The organism is Caballeronia sp. INML2, from assembly GCF_023631365.1.
Classification (GTDB): domain Bacteria; phylum Pseudomonadota; class Gammaproteobacteria; order Burkholderiales; family Burkholderiaceae; genus Caballeronia; species Caballeronia turbans.
On record NZ_JALQDH010000041.1, the window covers coordinates 1 to 2,312 of the forward strand.

A 2,312-nucleotide genomic window follows, 5' to 3' on the forward strand; every position below is an offset into this window, starting at 1 on the left:
TGTCAGCGTCGGATAGATACTCCTCATTTTCGTCGAAGTAAATTTCCCCAGTTTTTGTTTGGCGCCGCCGCGTAAGCGGTGGCGCCCCGTCGATCACCGACCATATAGGCCTTCGCATTCGTCGGGGAGCTACCGGTGGTCGAGTTGGGAGAGGTTATGACGATTCTGGAATTGCATCGGCAGGGGCTGAGCATCTCGGCTATCGCCGTTCGACTAAATATGGATCGCAAGACCGTTCGCAAATACATTAAGAATGGTGTGCAGGCGCCTCGTTATGGTCCGCGTGCGCCGCGTCCTTGTGTCGTCGATTCGTTTGTCCATTACGTGACCGAGCGTGTGCGTGAGTATCCCGAGCTGAGCATTGAACGACTTCTTCGGGAGGTTCAGGCGATGGGCTACGTCGGCGGTCGCACAGCATTGGGTGATTTGGTCCGAGAAGTTCGTCCGCCCAAGCAGCGTGGCTTCGAGGTGCGCTTCGAGACGCCGGCTGGAGCTCAAGCTCAAGTGGACTTTGCTCACTTCAATGTCGAATTTGATGACGTCCCTGGACAGCGGCGCTCGATCTGGTTGTTCTCGCTCGTGCTTGGACACAGCCGTTATTTGTGGGGCCGCTTCGTTGAGCACCAAGACCTTCAAACGGTTTTGCGCTGTCACATGGAGGCGTTTGAGCACATCGGCGGTGTTCCTCGAGAGGTGCTTTACGACCGCATGAAGGCGGCTGTGCTGGGCGAAGTCGAGAAGCACATCGTCTACAACGCAAAGCTCGTCGCATTCGCGCAGCACTATGGCTTTGCTCCGCGCGCATGCAAGGCATATCGCGCAAAGACTAAGGGGAAGGTCGAACGCCCATTTCGATACATCCGTCAGGACTTCTTCCTCGCTCGACGATTTCAGAATCTTGCCGACATGAATCGCCAGTTGCGTGAGTGGCTTGACTCAGTAGCCAATGTTCGTGTGCATGGCACGACGCACCGAGTTGTCGCGGAGCATTTTCTTGAGGAGCGCCCGACGTTGCAAGCGCTTCCCGCCGGTTTGTTCAATGGCGTGATCCGACTCGAGCGGCGTGTGAGTCACGAAGGACTCGTCTCAGTCGGCGGAAACTACTATAGCGTGCCCGACCGAACGCGCAAACGCACCCTCGAAGTTCACAGTCTGGCTCACGAAATCCGGATTTACGAGCAGGGCGAACTGCTGGCAGTGCACCCCGTGCTGGAAGGCCGACGACGAACGTCACTGCTGCCTGGCCACAGGCGCTCCGGTAAGCGCAAGCCGCAAACCGGACGCGCGCTGCCGCCTTCAAATGCAGGCGTCGCACGCCGGCCCCTATCGTTCTATGATCAGGTCGCAAAGCGCCTAGCTGACGTTGGGAGGCATGCATGAACAGCGTTCCAAGCTCGACTGTCGAGCGGATACAGCGTTACCTCGTTGGCTTGCGCATGCCACGCGCTCTCGAAGCTCTAGATGCCACTCTGAAGCGCTTTGAGCAGGGCGACAGCTCAATGCTGGAAGTGCTCGAGACGCTGCTGGGCGAGGAATTCACTACGCGCGAGACACGGCGTATTCGGATGGCACTACAGACAGCAAGATTGGGCACAATCAAGACGCTCGCCGGATATGACTTCAGTTTCCAGCCGAGCCTCGATCGTGATCGGATCATGACGCTGGCGCAACTGGATTTCATCGAACGGCGACAGGCGGTTCATTTCCTCGGGCCGCCTGGAACCGGTAAATCACACCTTTCCATCGCGTTGGGTGTCGAAGCGGTCCGCGCCGGCAAGAGCGTGTACTTCGGCTCGCTCGCCGAAATCGTCAGCTCGATGGCGAAGGCCGAGCGCGAAGGCAATCTGCCGCAACGCGTGCGCTTCCTCGCGCGCAACAGCCTGCTTATTGTCGACGAGATCGGATATCTCCCCATCGGCTCAAACGGCGGCAACCTGTTCTTCCAACTGATCAACGCCTGCTATGAGCGGTGCGCGATTATCTTGACTTCCAATCGCAGCTTCGGTGAGTGGGGCGAGGTATTCGGCGACAGTGTCGTTGCAGCAGCCCTGCTCGACAGGTTGCTGCATCACGCGATCGTGGTGCAGATTGAGGGCTCTTCTTACCGTCTGCGCGAGCACGCCGATTTACTCCCTGACCATCTACGCAACCGTCCATCATCTCTACACCCGGCATCTGCCGAAACGCCGCGCCGGCGCCCAGGACGCCCCCGGAGGAGCTCACCCGATCCCGAAAACGGCTGATCACCACGCAGATACAGGGTGGGGAATTTTACTCCGACAGTTTTGGGGAAACTAAGTCCGACGTTGACA

General features: G+C 58.3%; 2 protein-coding genes. Both read left to right on the plus strand.

Going from position 1 to position 2,312, the window contains the following annotated elements; genetic code table 11:
- Positions 1-156 precede the first annotated feature (156 nt).
- On the plus strand, positions 157-1,380 hold the full coding sequence (gene istA / locus NCT32_RS14145) for an IS21 family transposase (protein WP_250490418.1): 1,224 nt from the start codon (positions 157-159) through the stop codon (positions 1,378-1,380).
- Entirely contained in the window at positions 1,377-2,243 is an 867-nt protein-coding gene (gene istB, locus NCT32_RS14150; RefSeq protein ID WP_033536439.1) for an IS21-like element helper ATPase IstB, read from the plus strand. The genes istA and istB overlap by 4 nt, the downstream gene beginning before the upstream one ends.
- Positions 2,244-2,312 lie beyond the last annotated feature (69 nt).